Here is a 16591-nt window from a genome sequence, read left to right on the forward strand (position 1 = left end):
CCGAACAGTTTTCACGACATTCAAACACACCAACGGAGAACTAAATGTCAGTCGTTATCCGCCTCGCACGCGCAGGCACCAAGAAGCGTCCGGTCTATCACGTCGTCGTCGCCGACTCGCGCTTTCCGCGCGATGGCCGCTTCATCGAGCGTCTCGGCCACTTCAACCCGCTGCTGCCGAAGGACAACGAGACCCGCCTCAAGCTCGACATGGACAAGGTCAAGGCCTGGCTCGCCAAGGGCGCGCAGCCGTCGGACCGCGTGATGCGCTTCCTCGACGCCGCCGGCGTGAAGAAGCGTGAGCCGCGCAAGAACCCCGAGAAGGCCGTGCCGCGCAAGGAGCGCAAGGCCAACGCTGAAGCCGCCGCCAAGGCATAAGCGTTCTCATGACAAAAGCAGCGCAAATCTGCGTTGCAAGAATCGGCGCCGCGCACGGTGTGCGCGGCGAGGTGCGGCTGTGGCCGTTCACCGAAGATCCGATGGCGGTGATCGATTACGGGCCGCTCTCGACCAAAGACGGCGTGCGTCAGTTTGAAGTGGTGCGCGCCCGGATTGCCAAGGACCATCTGGTTGCAGTGCTCAAGGGCATCACAACCCGCGAAGATGCCGAGCGCATCAATGGCCTTGAGCTTTATATTTCCCGCGACAAGCTGCCCGAGACGGACGAAGGCGAATACTATCACGCCGACCTGATCGGACTGCGCGCGCTCGATCCGGCAGGCACCGCGATCGGCAAGGTGCTCGCGATCCATAATTTCGGCGCCGGCGACATCATCGAAATCGCGCCGCCGCAGGGGCCGACATTGCTGCTGCCGTTTACCGTTGCGGTGGTACCGACGGTGGATCTCGCCGGCGGCCATGTGGTGATCGTGATGCCGCAAGAGATTGAAGGCGATTCTCCGTCCGACGCGGACATCTGAACCGGGATACCCGACCATGTGGCGCGCCACCGTGCTCACGCTGTTTCCGGAAATGTTTCCCGGCCCGCTCGGCGTCAGCCTTGCGGGCAAGGCGCTGGCATCGGGCGTCTGGGCACTGGAGGCCCGCGACATTCGCGACGCCGCCACCGACAAGCATCGCAGCGTCGATGACACCCCGGCCGGGGGCGGCCCCGGCATGGTGCTGCGCGCCGATGTGCTGGCAGCGGCGATCGATGCTGCCCAGATTGCCCCCGAACGCCCGCGCCTGCTGATGAGCCCCCGCGGCACCCCCCTGACCCAGAAAACGGTCATGGAACTCGCTTCCGGGCCCGGCCCGCTGATCGTCTGCGGGCGCTTCGAGGGGATTGATCAGCGGGTCATCGAGGCCCGTGGGCTCGAGGAAATCTCTCTGGGGGACTATGTCCTCTCCGGGGGAGAAATCGCTGCCCTGGCCCTCATAGACGCCTGCGTGCGCCTTCTGCCGGGGGTGATGGGGAAGCTAAGCTCTGGAACCGACGAGAGTTTCTCGGACGGACTACTGGAATACCCCCAGTATACCCGGCCGCAGGAATTTGAGGGCCGGACCATCCCGGACGTGCTGGTGTCCGGCGATCACGCCAAGGTCGAGGCCTGGCGGCGGGCGCAGGCCGAAGCCCTGACCCGAACCCGGCGGCCGGACCTTTGGGCGACCAAGACCGTTCAAACGGCCACTCAAAACATCGCACCCGGCGTACGAAAAGACACGACAAAAGGGTGACAACCGGACGGCTTTGGCGTATAGCACCGGCCAATCCGTGCAGATGCTGGATACGAATTTCCGCGCAGCCCCTTCCGGGCGCGCCGCCGATGGAGTTTTGCGATGAACATCATTCAGGAGCTCGACAAGGAGCAGCTTGAAAAGCTTTCCGCCGGAAAGACGATTCCGGATTTCGGACCGGGTGACACCGTGATCGTCAACGTCAAGGTTGTCGAAGGCGAGCGTTCGCGCGTGCAGGCCTATGAAGGCGTCTGCATCGGCCGCAACGGCGGCGGCATTCACGAGAGCTTCACCGTCCGCAAGATTTCGTACGGCGAAGGCGTGGAGCGCGTGTTCCCGATCTACTCGCCGATGATCGACTCGATCAAGCTCGTGCGCCGCGGCAAGGTGCGTCGCGCCAAGCTGTATTACCTGCGCGGTCTGCGCGGCAAGTCGGCGCGCATTGTCGAGAAGCAGGACAACCGTCAGGCTGCTTCGGGCGAGTAATCGCGCAACTTTCGATGATTTAAAAAAAGCGCGGTGCATCACCGCGCTTTTTTATTTTCGGTAACGGAGCCGGCGGCGCCTACTTCTGCGTCAGCGGCCCGTTCATGATCCAGCGATGGCCGAACGGATCGCGCAGGATCGCGGTTCGCGTGCCCCAGAACGAATAGGTCGGTGTCACCTCGCCTTTCGCACCGAGCTTGGTGGCACGCGAGAAGACTTCGTCGACTTCGTCGGCGGTCGCGAATTCGAGACTGACCGACATCGTCACCGGCTCGCCGGGCAGCGGCATGCGCGCGGTGCCGAATTCGGGAAACGCGTCGGAGAGAAACAGCGCGCCGCCGTTGATCTCGAGTTCGCAGTGCAGGATGCGCAGGCCGTCCATCGCAGGCATCAGCGCCTTCTGCTTGGCATCGAACGCCGCAGTGTAAAAAGCGATCGCTCCGGCGGCAGGTGAGACGGTGAGATAGGGTGCTACCGGCGGGCGTGCGGTCATTGTGCGATCCTGCATAGGCTATTATGTGGTCAGGATACTTTCCCCTGTCCTGTTAAGCGAGTAAAAAGGGCGGAAGGCGATTACCAGCGGCCCCAAAGGCCTGCAAACACCAATTCGGACAACCCAAAATGGCCAAAGCGACCACTCTCTACGACAAGATCTGGAATGACCATCTGGTTGATGAGCAGCCCGACGGCACCTGTCTGCTCTACATCGACCGCCATCTTGTCCACGAGGTCACATCGCCGCAGGCGTTTGAAGGATTGCGCAATACCGGCCGCAAGGTTCGCGCGCCGCAGAAGACGCTGGCCGTGGTCGATCACAACGTTCCGACCACCGATCGCTCGAAGCCCAATCCCGATCCGGAAAGCGCCGAACAGATCGCGACGCTCGCCGAGAACGCACGCGAGTTCGGCGTCGAATATTTCAACGAATACGACAAGCGTCAGGGCATCGTGCACGTGATCGGTCCGGAGCAGGGCTTCACGCTGCCCGGCACGACGATTGTCTGCGGCGACAGCCATACCTCGACGCATGGCGCGTTCGGCGCACTTGCGCATGGTATCGGCACGTCCGAGGTCGAGCATGTGCTCGCCACCCAGACGCTGATCCAGAAGAAGGCGAAGAACATGCGCGCCACCGTCGACGGCAAGCTGCCGGACGGCGTGACCGCAAAGGACATCATCCTTGCCATCATCGGCGAGATCGGCACCGCGGGTGGCACCGGTTACGTGCTGGAATACGCCGGCGACGCGATCCGCTCGCTGTCGATGGAAGGCCGCATGACGGTCTGCAACATGTCGATCGAAGGCGGCGCGCGCGCCGGCCTCATCGCGCCCGACGAAAAGGCTTACGAATTCCTCAAGGGCCGTCCGATGGCGCCGACCGGCGCTGCATGGGAAGCCGGGCTTCGCTACTGGGATACGCTGCGCACCGATGAGGGCGCACACTTCGATCACGAGATTCGTCTCGACGCGGCCAAGCTGCCGCCGATCGTGACCTGGGGCACCTCGCCTGAGGACGTCGTGTCGATTTCAGGCTTTGTGCCGGATCCTGCCAAGATCGAGGACGAAGCCAAGCGTTTGTCCAAGCAGCGCGCGCTCGACTACATGGGGCTGAAGCCCGGCACCAAGATCACCGACATCAAGCTCGACCGCATCTTCATCGGCTCATGCACCAACGGACGCATCGAGGATCTGCGCGCCGCCGCGAAGGTCGTCGCCGGTCACACCGTCAACGGCAACCTCAATGCGATGATCGTGCCGGGCTCGGGCCTTGTGAAGGAGCAGGCCGAAGCCGAAGGTCTCGACAAGATCTTCATCAAGGCCGGTTTTGAGTGGCGTGAGCCAGGCTGCTCGATGTGCCTTGCGATGAACCCCGACAAGCTCGCACCGGAAGAGCGCTGCGCCTCGACCTCGAACCGCAACTTCGAAGGCCGCCAAGGCTTCAAGGGCCGCACCCATCTGGTGTCGCCCGCGATGGCCGCGGCCGCTGCGATCGCCGGACACTTCGTCGATATCCGCGAATGGCATTCGACCTGAACCGTTCGCATCGCTATCGACCGGTCAAATAAAAACAGGCGCTCTTTCGAGCGCCTGTTTTGTTTTGCTGGCACCGGATTTACCAGCCGAAGCCGATGCTGAGGCCAGGTCCATAGAAACGGGGACCGCCATAGCCGTATCCATAGCCGCCGTACGGATAGCCGTAGCCGTAAGGCCGGTAATAGGCCGGCCGATAATAATAGGGGCGATAGTACGGACGATAGCCGTAACCATAGCCGTAATACGGCCTGTAGTAGGGCCGGTAATATGGTCGATAGTACGGTCTGTAGTAACGCGGGCCGTAATAGCCATAGCGCCGATAATAGCGGCGGCGCGCGCTGACATCCGTCGGCTGGGCTTCCGCCGGACGCGCGTCACGCGATGCCGTTGTGGCCGGTGATGCGGCGCTCGCAGGTGCAAGCGACATCCAGCCGGCAATCGAAAGAGCGGCAGCAACCGCCGCGGCTCCCACAAGCTTTCTCATTGCAGTTCTCCTCCAATCGTTGCTCGACACGTTAAAGATAACGCGCATCACCGATTTACGTTCATCCATCCGCCAATGGCCTGCGTTGGCCCTGCGAACCAGACGGGGCCGTAGCGGTGGCCCTGTCTAAATAAGGATGACGTCGAGTTTGGAGCAAGATCATGACGCGCGGATTTGATCAATTCCGGTCAAACCGCATGGTGATCGAAGCTTTAACTTAATACCAGTGATGGCGACGATGATGCCGCCAGCCATGGTGATGGTGCCAGCCGTGATGGCGGCGCCAACCGTGGTGACGATGCCAGCGGTGGTGATGATGCCGACGCCAATGAACTTGCATCGTCATGGGCTCGGATGCCTGCCTGGCGGATGAACTCGCAGCCGGATTCATCAGCGACAGCGCCTGCGCGCCGCCCGTGGGCACCGCAACCGCAAGCAGCCCGGCGACGGCTGCGAGACCAAAAATCGTTCTGACATTCATCTTCATGAACACTCTCTCCTCATGAGCTGGAACGAATTCCGGCGCGTGTTTCTGTCCGAAGTTCGTTTGCATCAGGCTAAGAAGGAGGATGTGAATGCGTGCTGAATGTCTGCGCCGCATTGATGAACAGATTTGCTCGCGGCATCGCGCCGCAGGCGACGATGACAACTGGTATCGACGGATTGTGTGCGACGGTATTCGCCGACGACGATCGGCACATTCAGAAAAAACTGAACCGCTCGCCGAAAGTCAGCCGCTCCAATAGCAGTTCATGCGCGGCACGATCACCGTTCCGCTCGGGCGATACTCCTGCTCGTAGTGCGCATTGCAGACGCGCTTGGAGTTCGGACCGGGATAGTTCGAGCCGCGATAAATCCGGATGCGGCGCGGCGTGCGGCGAATGACCTCACGGCTCTGCGCGGAAAATTCCTCGGCGGTCAGCCCATGATGGACAGCCGTCGAAGCAGATTGAGCCTGCGCCATACCCGGCAACGCCCAAACAATCAGGCCTGCAAAGAGGCCCATCAGAATGGCCGAAATCCTTGCCCGCGTCATGAAGCGCCGTCCCGTATCCATAAGTTCAATCTATGGGCGGCAACGTCTCCGATTGAGGCGCGCCCGTCAACACCATGAACACGCAAATTGAGGGGGAGTTCAGCGTCATGCCACCCCCCTTTGAAGCGCTCTTCGAAACCCTTGGCCCCGGTGGACAAGCACTTTAAACAGGAGCGATGTGGCCAACTGCAAAATCCCCCACCCTTGAAGACATGGAAGCGATCGCGCATGACGCCTTCGCGCGGCTGCCAAAACACTTTCGCGATCTCTGCGAGGGATTGATTATCCAGATCGATGACTTCCCAACGGAGGACGTTCTCAAGGAGATGGGGGCCGAGAGCGAATTCGATCTGCTCGGTCTCTTCCAGGGGGTCGGGCTGCCATTTCGCTCAAGCGGCGATATTGCGCCCATGCCGAACATGATCTGGCTCTACCGCCGTCCCATCCTCGATTACTGGGCCGAACACGACGAAACTCTGGGTCATGTCGTGACACATGTTCTGGTGCATGAGATCGGCCACCATTTCGGCCTCTCAGATGACGACATGGAAGCGATCGAGGCGGCCGTCACCTGATCCGTGGCGCCGGTTTTCGGGACACGAGCGGCTCGCGTTCACAGATGCCGCCCCGGATCACCGCAGCCGACGTGCAATCCCGCGCCGTGGCGAATATGCAGACGGGCCTGTCGCTGCCGAAATCGCGTATGCACCACATCTCAGCATGAGCGTCGCCCAGAGGCATCAGCAAAACCATCATTCCCGCCAGAAAAACCAGCTCCGGCAGGCGGCCGCAGCGCATGGCGTTCATGATGTGTCCTCCCTCAGCGCATAGCCTTGACGGCGATGATGGTATATTTAGAACAGCTCAAATTGCATCCGGTTCACGGGAACATCATGGACAAGTTTACGACACTCGAAGGCGTCGCGGCGCCCCTGAAGATCATCAACGTCGACACCGACATGATCATCCCGAAGCAGTATCTCAAGACCATCAAGCGCACCGGCCTCGGCAAGGGACTGTTCTCCGAGCAGCGCTACAAAGACGACGGCAGCGAGAACCCCGATTTCGTGCTCAACAAACCGTCTTACCGTAAGGCGAAGATCCTGGTGGCCGGCGACAACTTCGGTTGCGGCTCGAGCCGCGAGCACGCGCCATGGGCGCTCGGCGATTTCGGCATCCGCTGCATCATCTCGACCTCGTTCGGCGACATTTTCTACAACAACTGTTTCAAGAACGGCATCCTGCCGATCCGCGTCAGCCACGAAGAACTCGACAAGCTGTTCGACGACGCCGACCGCGGCTCCAACGCCACGCTGACGGTCGATCTTGAGAAGCAGGAAATCCGCGGCCCCGACGGCGGCACGATCAAGTTCGAGATCGATCCCTTCCGCAAGCACTGCATGCTGAACGGGCTCGACGACATCGGCCTGACCATGGAAAAGGGCAAGTCGATCGACATGTTCGAGGCGAAGGAAAAGGCCGAGCGCCCGTGGCTGTAATTCAAAACGAATTGATAGACTAAGTCATGGCCGGGCTTGTCCCGGCCATCTACGTTTTGGGCTTCTCGGACAGGTAAGACGTGGATGCCCGGGACAAGCCCGGGCATGACGATCTCAATGTTCCTGACTTCAGCTCGCCTTCAGCGCGGCAATCGCATCCGCAATCGCAATGGTGCGCTTGGCCATCTCGACGTGCAGACGCTCGACCATCTGGCCATCAAGCTGAACCACGCCCTTGTTCGCGTTCTCCGGTAGATCGAACACACCCATGATCTTGCGCGCGCGGGCAATCTCTTCCGCCGGCGGTGTGTAGGCGGCATTGGCGGCATCGATCTGGCCGGGATGGATCAGCGTTTTTCCGTCGAAGCCCATGTCGCGGCCCTGCGCGCACTCCTTCGCGAAACCGGCCACGTCGCTGATGTCGTTGTAGGGACCGTCGAGAATCTCAAGGCCATAGGCCCGCGCCGCGAGAATGCAATGCGCGAACAGCGGCAGCATGGCGACGCGGCCCGGCAGCATCCGCATCCGCGTCTCGCGCGCGATGTCGTTCGGTCCCATGACAAATCCGGCAAGACGCTTGTCGCCGTCACGCGCGGTTGCGGCAATCTCCTGCGCCGACAGAACGCCAAGCGGGGACTCGATCATCGCCCACAGCACGATGCCGGGATCGGCCTTGAGCGTGCGAAGGCGCTCCTCCAGTCTCTTGATGTCTGCCGGACGGGAAATCTTCGGGACCAGAATCCCGTCAGGCTTGGCATGAGCAGCCATGGTCAGATCGTCTTCCCACCATGGCGACTCGAGATTATTGATGCGGATAATGATCTCACGCTTGCCGAAGCCTCCCGCGGCGACAGCTTGCGCGATCTGATCGCGCGCCATCGGTTTGGCGTCGGGCGCCACCGAGTCCTCAAGGTCGAGGATGACCCCATCGCAGGGAAGGTTCCGCGCCTTGTCGAGCGCCCGGGCATTCGAGCCGGGCATGAACAGAACACTGCGGCGCGGGTGGATCATGGTCTGGTTTCCATTGGGGAAGCACCCTGAGTAGCATTTCCGTCCCGCGCCCGAAAGGCTTGTTCGGATTGCTCTCCTAGGTTAGCCACCAGTGTCCTGAATCCGCAGTTGGTCTCGCGGCATACGCCACGGCGAACTCTGGATTTCAAAAAGGGCGCTGGAAAATGATGATGCCAGCTTGGTTCGCAGGTCCACAGACCGGGCGGACCGAGAAAACGTTGCGGACTAGCGAACCAACCTGAGACGATTTTGCGAGGCTCCCCATGTCACCGTTTCCCGAACACCTGCTCGCCGGATACCAGACTTTTGTCACCCAGCGCCTGCCCACCGAACAGTCGCGCTACCGTGAATTGTCGCAAAAGGGGCAATCCCCCGAGGTGATGGTGGTCGGCTGTTGCGATTCCCGCGTTTCGCCGGAGGTGATTTTCGATGCCGGACCAGGCGAACTGTTCGTCGTTCGCAACGTCGCCAATCTCGTGCCCGTGTTCCAGCCTGACGGCAACGCCCACGGCGTCTCGGCCGCGCTGGAATATGCCAATCAGGTCCTTAAGATAAAGCACATCGTCGTGCTGGGGCATGCGCAGTGCGGCGGCATTCGCGCTTTTGTCGATGACAGCGCGCCGCTGTCCCCCGGCGACTTCATCGGCAAATGGATGTCGATGTTCGTCAAGCCAGGCGAGACGGTCTCGCAGCGCGACCACGAAACGATGCAGCAATTCGTCACGAGGATTGAAAAGGCGGCGATCCTGCGCAGCCTGGAAAACCTGATGACATTTCCGTTCGTGAAGAACCGCGTCGAGAGCGGCGAGCTGCAGCTTCACGGCGCCTATTTCGGCGTCGCGGAAGGCTCGCTGTCCATCGTCGACCAGAGCACGAACGAATTCAGCCGCGTCTATCACAGCGCGCTGGTGTCCTGAGCCGAGCACAGGCCGGCTTAATGGCCGGCCTTGTTCGACGCCCCGTGATCGCCGAGCCTGTCCGACCACACGATCAACAGGGTCGAGACGACAAACACGAGATGGATTCCGGCGAGCCAGGCGAGCTTCTGGGCGTCGAATGCCACATCGATATTCATGAACGCCTTGAGCACCTGAATCGCCGAGATCGCGACGATCGAGGCCAGCAGCTTCTGCTTCAGCCCGGCGAAGTCGACCTTGGTCATCCATTCCGGCCAGTCGGGATGGCCGCGCGGATCGATCCGCGAGACGAAATTCTCATAGCCAGAGAACACCACGATCAGAACCAGATTGCCGGTCAGCGACACATCGATCAGCGACAGCACGCCGAGAATGATGTCGGATTCCTTTGCCAGGGTGGCGTGAGCGATAAACTCGACCAGCAGCGCAACGAACTTAAACAGCAGCACGAGGAGACTGATGACGAGGCCGAGATAGAACGGCGCCATCAGCCAGCGGCTGTTGAACAGCAGGGATTCGAATGCGTGCTCCGCACGCTTCAGCTTTGGATTTGGCCGGTATTCCGCAGTAGAGGGCCGGTGCTCAGATGGCTCGCTTGTCATCCTGATGCCCGGCCCGTTTTCCTGCTCACATCAGGCGGCTCAGGCCGCCTTCTTTTTCGGCTGCAACAGCTTGCGGTTGACCAGGCATTCCGCGATCTGAACAGCGTTCAGCGCGGCGCCCTTGCGCAGGTTGTCGGAGACGCACCACAGCACGAGGCCGTTCTCCACCGTCGCATCCTCGCGGATGCGGCTGATGTAGGTGGCGTCCTCGCCGGCGGATTCGTACGGCGTGACGTAGCCGCCCGGCTCGCGCTTGTCGATCACGAGACAGCCCGGCGCAGTACGCAGAATGTTGCGTGCTTCATCGGCGGAGATCGGATTCTCGAACTCGATGTTCACAGCTTCCGAATGGCCCACGAACACCGGCACGCGCACGCAGGTGGCGGTGAGCTTGATTTTGGGATCAAGAATCTTCTTGGTCTCCGCCATCATCTTCCACTCTTCCTTCGTGTAGCCATCCTCCATGAACACATCGATCTGGGGGATGACGTTGAAGGCGATCCGCTTCGGGAATTTGTTGTTCACCAGTTCGTCGTTGGTGTAGACGGCCTTGGTCTGCGAGAACAGTTCGTCCATCGCATCCTTGCCCGCGCCCGACACCGACTGATAGGTCGAGACCACGACGCGCCTGATCTTCGCCGCATCATGCAGCGGCTTCAGTGCGACGACGAGCTGCGCAGTCGAACAGTTCGGATTGGCGATGATCCCCTTCTTGCGGAAGTCGGTGACCGCATCCGCATTCACTTCCGGCACGATCAGCGGAACGTCCGGATCCATCCGCCACGTCGACGAATTGTCGATCACGACAGCGCCCGCGGCTGCGATCTTCGGCGACCATTCCTTGGACACCGCGCCGCCGGCCGACATCAGGCAGATATCGACATCGCTAAAATCGTAATGTTCGAGCGCTTTGCATTTCAGGGTGCGGTCGCCATAGGACACTTCGACGCCCATGCTGCGGCGGGAGGCCAAAGCGACCACCTCGTCAGCGGGAAAACTGCGTTCGTCCAAGATGTTGAGCATCTCCCGGCCCACATTGCCGGTCGCTCCAACTAGCGCAACCTTGTAACCCATCGTTGACTCTCCGAAGAAAAATGCTCGCCCTCGCTGTCTGTAGAAAGGGAAGAGGCAGCGCTTCTATGCGAAAAACGGCCCAAATACAACGCAGAAGCAACTGCGGGGGCAGGTGACGTCAAGTGGCAGGACGGTCTTCGCGACCATGACCACGGCGGAAGCTCGTTCCCGTTATCACAACGGAACAGAACGTCCGCCGAGTCAGATATGAGCCCGATCCTGCTCGACCAGCCCCTGCCGAACATGTCAGGAATTCACCCGGCGCTGCGCAGCTTTGCGGACGAATGCAGCGCGGTCGCGGTGCGTATCCTGGCCTATTTCTGCGGCCTGGCGGTGCTGGCGGTCCTTGCCGTGGATCTGGTGTCCACCGAGCCGGGCGCGGCCGAGGCTGGCCTTCCTGTGCTTCCAAGCTGGACGCAGGCCAGCAGGCCGCATCCGGCTTTTGCCATCAGCAAGCTGGATTTGTCCGACAGAACAGATGCTTATGAGATTTTGCGGCACCCCGAAGGCGGCCGCAAGGACATCCTGCGCTGGGCCGCCCATGCCGGCGAAGCGCCCACGGCAGAAATCGAGATTTACCGCCCTGGCGGCGAGCTGGACGCGTTTGCGGCGGCGGATGCCGATGTCGCAGTCCGGATGGCCGGAGGACGGGCCGCCGAGGTCGAACCTGCCGGCTTCGTGGACACCAAATTCGGCCGCCTCTCCCTGCTCCGATTGAGCGGGGCCGCCCTGCCTGCCAGGCAGAACTGCCTGGGCTTTGTGAAAACCTTTTCCAGCCCAAGCGTCAGGGTGAGCGGATGGTCCTGTCAGGCCGATTCGCTGGCCGCGCAGCGGGCATTTCTCGGCTGCACGCTGAACCGGCTGACCCTGCTGTCGGCGGGGAACGATCCGAAGATGGCCGAACTGTTCGCGCGCGCAGAACTGAAACGCGACACCTGCAACGCAATGACGACCACTGCTTCCGCAAACTGGATCGTCTCCGGCGAGGCTCCGCAATTACGCGGCCCGCTCACACAGGATTGAGACGATCAATCGGAAACATTGCCTCTCGGGAATTTTGAAATGTCCTTCGATCACAACCATATCTCGACCTTCGGCACCTACGCCGGGAAGATGGTACGCTATTCCTTCTACGCGGTCGGGACCATCGTGCTGGCGCTTATCGGCATGGTCGTTATCCGCGTCACAAGCTTTTTCGATCAGCCCTCCAGAGTGAGCACCAAGGCATCGTTCCAGATCAATTCGCCCGAACTCACGAGGCTGTCACCGACCGCCAACTCGGCGCGATTCAACGCGGGCTGGCAGGAAATCCTGCAATACGGCCAGGTTTACGATCGCAACACCGACTTCACGCTGGTTGTGAACATGCCGGCCAATCCGGATACGCCGGTGGTCCGCGACTATTCTTATGAAATGTCGAGCCTGCGGCCGCTGCTGCGCACGGCCTATACCGGCTCCAGCACCTACTACGATCTCCAGACGCGCTTCGGCGCGGTCCGCGCCGCGAATTTCCAGATCGACTCGGACGGCCAGATCAAGCTCTGCGTGTCCTATCTCAGCCGCTTCGACACCACCGCCGTGTATCTCAAGGGCTGGTACTGCGAAGCCAGCGGCGCGCGTCCGAACTTCCACACCCTGGCCTGCATGATCGACAAGATCACACTGAAGGGTGTGCTTCCGACCGCCGCCGCGCAAACCTTCTTCGAGGAAGGAATGAAGCGTTCGGCACGTTGCAGTGCCGAGCCGGTCTCGCAAACCACCGACACCCGCCCGGCGCGCCCGCCCCGCCGGCTCTGAAGGCTGGAATCGCGCCTTTTCCGCCCTATCTCTCAAGGGAGTGACGATCCTCCGGCAAGTGTGGCCCATTCGTCCTTGTGGGGGAGCAATGGAAACGGGTATGGTGCGACGCAATTGGGAATGTGACGAGGATTCAATGGCTTTGAAGTACCCGGGCGCCAAAACACTGGCGATTTTGCTGGCCACGGCCGCGATCGCGACCGCCGGACTCGGCGTTAGTGCCGCCGATGCCCAGACCCGGAAGCGCGTCGTGGTGGAAGACCCGACCTATGACGGCGCACCGCGCAGGGCGGAGAACCGCGTCTATCAGCGCGGCCGGACCCGCGTTTACGTGACGCGCCGGTCTTGGCTGGATGCCGGTACCGAGGTGGTGCCCGGCGAGCGCAAGTTCACCGACTACGCCTTCCCGCCCGGCTACTCCTACGGCCAGCAGATCGACCGGCTCTACACCAGCCGCCGCCCGCTCGGCGACCAGTGGGACACCGGCACACCGTTCCCGTTCCCGCTCTACTGATTTCCGGCACCTTGCCCCACCAAAATGCCCGGCCTGAGCCGGGCATTTTTATGCGGATTTGCATAAGGCAAAGTGGTGACGAACCTCGCCCCAAAGGGCGGGACGGTGGCAGGGCGTTTTGCGGCCAATCCGGGAGAACCGCCCCCCGCGGATGCGCTTTTGCACTTTGCGTCCGCCAGACCCCGGTCTAGAGTTCCGGCATATTTTAACGTTTGCCGGACTTTGATTTTCGAGGCCGCCTTGCGCATGCGACGCTTGCTTCTCGTATGGACTTTCCTGACAGCCGCGCTGACACCGGCGCTTGCCGAGAAGCGCGTCGCACTGGTGATCGGCAATTCCGATTATCAGAACGTCGCGCCGCTCACGAATCCCTCCAACGACGCCGCCGCCATCGCGGCCATCCTGACGAAAGCCGGTTTCGACACCGTCGATGCAAAATCGAATCTGTCGGGCATCGAAATGAAGCGCACGCTACGCGAGTTCGGCAACAAGGTCCGCGATGCGGATGTGGCGGTGATCTACTATGCGGGCCATGGCATCGAGCTTGAGGGCACGAACTATCTGATCCCCGTCGATGCGAAACTCGAAATCGATACGGATGTTCTCGACGAAGCGTTTCCGCTCGACCGTTTCATCGTCGCGGCCGATCCGGCAAAGCACCTTCGCCTCGTCATTCTCGATGCCTGCCGCGACAACCCGTTCAACAAGACGATGAAGCGCACCATCGGCTCGCGCGCGGTCAACCGCGGACTTGCGAAAGTGGAGCCGGCCAATCCGAACACACTGATCGCGTTCGCCGCGAAGGCCGGTTCGACCGCTTCCGACGGCGAAGGCAAGAACAGTCCGTTCGCGACCGCCCTGGTGAAACATCTCGTCAAACCGGGGCTCGACCTGCGCAAGGCATTCGGCTTCGTGCGCGACGATGTGCTGAAAGTGACGAACAACAAGCAGGAGCCGTTCGTCTATGGCTCGCTCGGCGGCAATGACGTGCCGCTCGTGCCTGCCGTCGCCGCTGCTCCAGTCGCGCAACAGACGGATCCGAATTCATCCCTGCGCCGCGATTACGAGCTTGCAGAACGGGTCGGCACGCGCGAGGCATGGGACTACTTCATCGCGACCTACCCGGACAGTTTCTACGCCAAACTGGCGCAGGCCCAGCGCAACAAGCTCGCCGCCGAGGAAGCACGCCTCGCCGCGACCGAGAAGGCCAAGACCGCGCAGGAAGAACAAACACGCCTTGCGATAGAAGGCGCGAAGAAAGCCGAACAGGACAAGGCCGCAGAACTTGCCCGCAAGGCCGAGCAGCAGCGCGTCGCGGCTGAGCTCGCGAAGAAGGCGGAGGAAGCCAAACTGGCCGAAGCGGAGAAGGCCAAGGCTGCGGCGCTTGCAAAGGCAGAGGAACGGGCGCGTGCCGCCGCCGATAAAAAAGCTGCCGAAGATGCCAGGGTGGCCGACGCTGCGCGCCTTGCCGCTGAAAAGAAAGCCGCCGAACAGAAGACCACCGAACAGAAAGCCAGCGACGACAAGCCGATCGGACCTGTCGCCGCGCTGACGCCGGATCAATCGGCACCGAAGCCGGATGCGCCGGTGATTGTCGCCGACGTTCCAAAGCAATTGCAGATCGAACTGAAGCGCGCCGGCTGCTATGCCGGCGCCACCGACGGCAATTGGACCGCAGCAGCCCAGAAATCACTCGACCTGTTCAACAAGAACGCCAAGACGAAATTCGATATCAAACTCGCCAGCGCCGATGCACTTGACGCGGTGAAGGCGAGGCAGGGCCGCGTGTGTCCGCTGGTCTGCGAATGGGGCTACAAGGCTGACGGCGACAAGTGCACCAAGATCACCTGCCGCGTAGGCTATGAAGTCGGCGACGACAACACTTGCGAGAAGATCGAAGTGAAGAAGAAGCCGGAGCCGGTGGCAAAGCGCGAGGAACAACCGGCGTCCAGCAAGAAGCCCGAGTCAAAACAGTCTTCAACTCCGCCCTGCAGCATGGCCGCAGGGACCAGCTTCACCGCCCTGTCGGGCACATCAAATCCATGTCCGCCGCGCGAAGCGAAGCCGGAAGCTTCGAAAGAGGCCCTCTACGCACGCTGCCGCGCCAAATATGGCGCGGCAACGTATGCAAGCTCAAACAACGGTGCGCACAACGGCTCATCCGGGGGCAACTTTGCCGCCATCGAAACGTGCGTCGCTCGTGGGGGAAGCTGACCTTACGCCGTCAGCGCGTCCAGTTCCTTCACAATCGCCTCGCCCATCTGCGAGGTGGAAACGATCGTCGCGCCGTCCGACTTGAGGTCCGCGGTGCGCAGACCCTTGGCCAGCGTCGCGGCAATCGCCGCGTCGATCATGTCGGCTTCGTTCTGCAAATCGAACGAGTAGCGCAGCGCCATCACGAACGAGGCGATCATCGCAATCGGATTGGCCATGCCCTTGCCGGCGATGTCCGGCGCCGAACCATGCACCGGCTCGTACAGCGCCTTGCGCTTTTTTGTTTTCGGATCGACTTCGCCGAGCGAGGCCGACGGCAGCATGCCGAGCGAGCCGGTCAGCATCGCAGCGATATCGGACAGCATGTCGCCAAACAGGTTGTCGGTGACGATCACGTCGAACTGCTTCGGCCAGCGCACGAGCTGCATGCCGCCGGCGTCAGCCAACTGATGCTCAAGCTCGACGTCCTTGTATTCGCGCGCATGCACCTGCGTCACGACTTCCTTCCAGAGCACGCCGCTCTTCATGACGTTGTGCTTTTCCATCGACGTCATCTTGTTGCGGCGCTTGCGCGCGAGGTCGAAGGCGACACGCGCGATGCGCTCGATTTCATACGTGTCGTAGACCTGGGTATCGATGGCGCGCTTCTGGCCGTTGCCGAGATCGGTGATGGTCTTCGGCTCGCCGAAGTACACGCCGCCGGTCAGCTCGCGCACGATCATGATGTCGAGGCCTTCGACAACCTCCTTCTTGAGGCTGGAGGATTCGGCAAGCGCCGGATAGCAGATCGCCGGGCGCAGGTTGGCGAACAGCGCCATGTCCTTGCGCAGACGCAGCAGGCCGGCTTCCGGACGCGCTTCATAAGGAACGTCCGCCCACTTCGGTCCGCCGACCGCGCCGAAGATCACCGCGTCCGCGGCCTGCGCGCGCGCCATGGTCGCATCGGTGATCGCGACCTTGTCGGCATCAAAGCTCGATCCGCCGACCAGACCGCTTTCGGTCTCGAACGAGCAGGACCCGTGCTTGTTCAGCCAGTCGATGATGCGCTTCACCTCCGCCATCACTTCGGTGCCGATCCCGTCGCCGGGGAGAAGGAGGAGTTTGTGCGATGCCATGATCGAGTTGCCTTGAATGTTGATGTCTGCGCCTTGCGCCGACTTGCTAAAACGCCATTGCAGAATTGGCAAGACACCATTGCCCCGATCTCATTGGCCAAGCCGGGCGGAAACTGCCACATGTACCGCTCC

General features: G+C 61.5%; 21 protein-coding genes. 12 read left to right on the forward strand and 9 right to left on the reverse strand.

Going from position 1 to position 16591, the window contains the following annotated elements:
* Positions 1-44 precede the first annotated feature (44 nt).
* The 4 genes from rpsP to rplS all read left to right on the forward strand — a co-directional run bounded on the left by rpsP (position 45) and on the right by rplS (position 2162).
* A complete protein-coding gene (gene rpsP / locus AC1RM7_RS13375) occupies positions 45-377 on the forward strand; it encodes a 30S ribosomal protein S16 (RefSeq protein WP_006023486.1) in 333 nt (110 codons plus the stop codon).
* Between the two features lie 8 nt (positions 378-385).
* A complete protein-coding gene (rimM, locus tag AC1RM7_RS13380) occupies positions 386-919 on the forward strand; it encodes a ribosome maturation factor RimM (protein ID WP_492837627.1) in 534 nt (177 codons plus the stop codon).
* 16 nt (positions 920-935) lie between these two features.
* Positions 936-1676, forward strand: coding sequence for a tRNA (guanosine(37)-N1)-methyltransferase TrmD (gene trmD / locus AC1RM7_RS13385; RefSeq protein ID WP_024921164.1), 741 nt, complete (start codon positions 936-938; stop codon positions 1674-1676).
* Positions 1677-1778: 102 nt separating this feature from the next.
* The gene (gene rplS / locus AC1RM7_RS13390; RefSeq protein WP_006023483.1) at positions 1779-2162 is read left to right on the forward strand and encodes a 50S ribosomal protein L19; all 384 of its coding nucleotides are present in this window, start codon (positions 1779-1781) and stop codon (positions 2160-2162) included.
* A gap of 79 nt (positions 2163-2241) precedes the next feature.
* On the opposite strand, the gene AC1RM7_RS13395 is transcribed toward rplS, so the two are convergent.
* The gene (locus AC1RM7_RS13395; RefSeq protein WP_006023482.1) at positions 2242-2655 is read right to left on the reverse strand and encodes a VOC family protein; all 414 of its coding nucleotides are present in this window, start codon (positions 2653-2655) and stop codon (positions 2242-2244) included.
* Between the two features lie 128 nt (positions 2656-2783).
* Between AC1RM7_RS13395 and leuC the strand changes: the two genes are divergently transcribed.
* Positions 2784-4196 carry a 3-isopropylmalate dehydratase large subunit gene (gene leuC, locus AC1RM7_RS13400; protein ID WP_006023481.1) on the forward strand — a complete coding sequence of 471 codons (1413 nt, stop codon included), beginning with the start codon at positions 2784-2786 and terminating at the stop codon, positions 4194-4196.
* Between the two features lie 79 nt (positions 4197-4275).
* Here leuC and AC1RM7_RS13405 read toward each other — a convergent pair whose 3' ends face one another.
* The 3 genes from AC1RM7_RS13405 to AC1RM7_RS13415 form a co-directional block, all read right to left on the reverse strand.
* Positions 4276-4680: a hypothetical protein gene (locus tag AC1RM7_RS13405; protein WP_024921163.1), complete on the reverse strand. Its 405-nt coding sequence runs from the start codon at positions 4678-4680 to the stop codon at positions 4276-4278.
* Positions 4681-4897: 217 nt separating this feature from the next.
* Complete coding sequence (locus AC1RM7_RS13410) at positions 4898-5167, reverse strand: hypothetical protein (protein WP_051507380.1); 270 nt, start codon at positions 5165-5167, stop codon at positions 4898-4900.
* Between the two features lie 243 nt (positions 5168-5410).
* On the reverse strand, positions 5411-5716 hold the full coding sequence (locus tag AC1RM7_RS13415; RefSeq protein ID WP_024921161.1) for a hypothetical protein: 306 nt from the start codon (positions 5714-5716) through the stop codon (positions 5411-5413).
* 176 nt (positions 5717-5892) lie between these two features.
* Here AC1RM7_RS13415 and AC1RM7_RS13420 point away from each other — a divergent pair, with 176 nt between their 5' ends.
* A complete protein-coding gene (locus AC1RM7_RS13420; RefSeq protein ID WP_024921160.1) occupies positions 5893-6291 on the forward strand; it encodes a metallopeptidase family protein in 399 nt (132 codons plus the stop codon).
* Here the strand turns inward: AC1RM7_RS13420 and AC1RM7_RS13425 are convergent.
* Positions 6284-6523: a hypothetical protein gene (locus AC1RM7_RS13425; protein WP_024921159.1), complete on the reverse strand. Its 240-nt coding sequence runs from the start codon at positions 6521-6523 to the stop codon at positions 6284-6286. The two genes, AC1RM7_RS13420 and AC1RM7_RS13425, sit on opposite strands and share 8 nt — an antisense overlap.
* 86 nt (positions 6524-6609) lie before the next feature.
* Here AC1RM7_RS13425 and leuD point away from each other — a divergent pair, with 86 nt between their 5' ends.
* Positions 6610-7215 carry a 3-isopropylmalate dehydratase small subunit gene (leuD, locus tag AC1RM7_RS13430; protein WP_006023475.1) on the forward strand — a complete coding sequence of 202 codons (606 nt, stop codon included), beginning with the start codon at positions 6610-6612 and terminating at the stop codon, positions 7213-7215.
* Positions 7216-7344: 129 nt separating this feature from the next.
* Here leuD and AC1RM7_RS13435 read toward each other — a convergent pair whose 3' ends face one another.
* The gene (locus tag AC1RM7_RS13435) at positions 7345-8226 is read right to left on the reverse strand and encodes an HpcH/HpaI aldolase/citrate lyase family protein (protein ID WP_024921158.1); all 882 of its coding nucleotides are present in this window, start codon (positions 8224-8226) and stop codon (positions 7345-7347) included.
* A gap of 263 nt (positions 8227-8489) precedes the next feature.
* Between AC1RM7_RS13435 and AC1RM7_RS13440 the strand changes: the two genes are divergently transcribed.
* Entirely contained in the window at positions 8490-9143 is a 654-nt protein-coding gene (locus AC1RM7_RS13440; RefSeq protein WP_006023473.1) for a carbonic anhydrase, read from the forward strand.
* A 17-nt stretch (positions 9144-9160) separates the two neighbouring features.
* On the opposite strand, the gene AC1RM7_RS13445 is transcribed toward AC1RM7_RS13440, so the two are convergent.
* Both AC1RM7_RS13445 and AC1RM7_RS13450 read right to left on the reverse strand, forming a co-directional pair.
* Positions 9161-9745, reverse strand: a complete 585-nt coding sequence (locus AC1RM7_RS13445; protein WP_006023472.1) for a TIGR00645 family protein — start codon at positions 9743-9745, stop codon at positions 9161-9163.
* Positions 9746-9784: 39 nt separating this feature from the next.
* Positions 9785-10819: an aspartate-semialdehyde dehydrogenase gene (locus AC1RM7_RS13450; protein ID WP_006023471.1), complete on the reverse strand. Its 1035-nt coding sequence runs from the start codon at positions 10817-10819 to the stop codon at positions 9785-9787.
* Positions 10820-11026: 207 nt separating this feature from the next.
* Between AC1RM7_RS13450 and AC1RM7_RS13455 the strand changes: the two genes are divergently transcribed.
* The 4 genes from AC1RM7_RS13455 (at position 11027) to AC1RM7_RS13470 (ending at position 15344) form a co-directional block, all read left to right on the forward strand.
* Positions 11027-11842, forward strand: coding sequence for a hypothetical protein (locus AC1RM7_RS13455; protein ID WP_024921157.1), 816 nt, complete (start codon positions 11027-11029; stop codon positions 11840-11842).
* 39 nt (positions 11843-11881) lie between these two features.
* The gene (locus tag AC1RM7_RS13460) at positions 11882-12616 is read left to right on the forward strand and encodes a hypothetical protein (RefSeq protein WP_006023469.1); all 735 of its coding nucleotides are present in this window, start codon (positions 11882-11884) and stop codon (positions 12614-12616) included.
* 136 nt (positions 12617-12752) lie between these two features.
* Complete coding sequence (locus tag AC1RM7_RS13465) at positions 12753-13130, forward strand: hypothetical protein (protein ID WP_006023468.1); 378 nt, start codon at positions 12753-12755, stop codon at positions 13128-13130.
* A gap of 246 nt (positions 13131-13376) precedes the next feature.
* Positions 13377-15344 (forward strand): caspase family protein, encoded by a 1968-nt coding sequence (locus AC1RM7_RS13470; RefSeq protein ID WP_244434470.1) that lies wholly within the window; start codon positions 13377-13379, stop codon positions 15342-15344.
* A 2-nt stretch (positions 15345-15346) separates the two neighbouring features.
* Here AC1RM7_RS13470 and leuB read toward each other — a convergent pair whose 3' ends face one another.
* Positions 15347-16459, reverse strand: a complete 1113-nt coding sequence (leuB, locus tag AC1RM7_RS13475) for a 3-isopropylmalate dehydrogenase (RefSeq protein WP_024921155.1) — start codon at positions 16457-16459, stop codon at positions 15347-15349.
* Positions 16460-16591: the final 132 nt, after the last annotated feature.

The sequence above is a fragment of the Afipia sp. GW822-FHT03D08 genome (genome assembly GCF_058801645.1).